This window comes from Flammeovirga aprica JL-4 (assembly GCF_012844305.1).
Taxonomy (GTDB): Bacteria; Bacteroidota; Bacteroidia; order Cytophagales; family Flammeovirgaceae; genus Flammeovirga; species Flammeovirga aprica.
On record NZ_JABANE010000428.1, the window covers coordinates 1 to 543 of the forward strand.

Consider the following 543-nt stretch of genomic DNA (forward strand, 5'->3'; position numbering starts at 1 on the left):
CAGCTGGTGCTGGTGACGCTGGCGACCTGCTTCGGCTCGCTCGGGCTGTCGCACGTCAACGACGCCGGATTCTGGGTCGTCACGCGCTATCTCGGACTCTCGGTGCCGGATGGACTCAAAACCTGGACCGTCTTGACAACCATCATGGGGGTGACGGGCTTTCTCATCACCTGGCTGCTGTGGTTTGCGCTTTGATGTTAACCTGGGTGGCTCCGGCCACCTTAACTTCGCCCCGGCACAGGCCCTGACCCACTACCGCTGTCAGACCGCAGACCCGCTGCCGACAGCGTCACCGGGATAAAATAGCGTACGCGATAGCGCCTGTCCCCTGCCTCTTCGCCTTCCGCATGGCGGGTTATAAAACATTCAATGTCATAGCCGTCCCGACGACTTACCCCCAGGGATGGCAGCAGCTCCATATACAGATCGCTGGATAAACGAGCATAACGTGACCAATTGCCGTAGAATTCAACCCCGACATAAAGCCCTGACCGGGTGGTCAGCGAGCTGTTCATGGCCAGCGCGGGGGGCAGCTTTCCCGCC

At 60.2% G+C, this 543-nt stretch carries 2 protein-coding genes; one reads left to right on the forward strand and one right to left on the reverse strand.

Translation table 11 applies throughout. The features are described from left to right. A partial coding sequence (locus HHU12_RS34755) for a GntT/GntP/DsdX family permease (protein WP_449401703.1) occupies positions 1 to 195 on the forward strand: 195 nt, incomplete at its 5' end. 26 nt (positions 196 to 221) lie between these two features. Here HHU12_RS34755 and HHU12_RS34760 read toward each other — a convergent pair. Continuing rightward, the coding region (locus HHU12_RS34760) for a GyrI-like domain-containing protein (RefSeq protein WP_205960114.1) at positions 222 to 543 on the reverse strand (322 nt) is incomplete at its 5' end.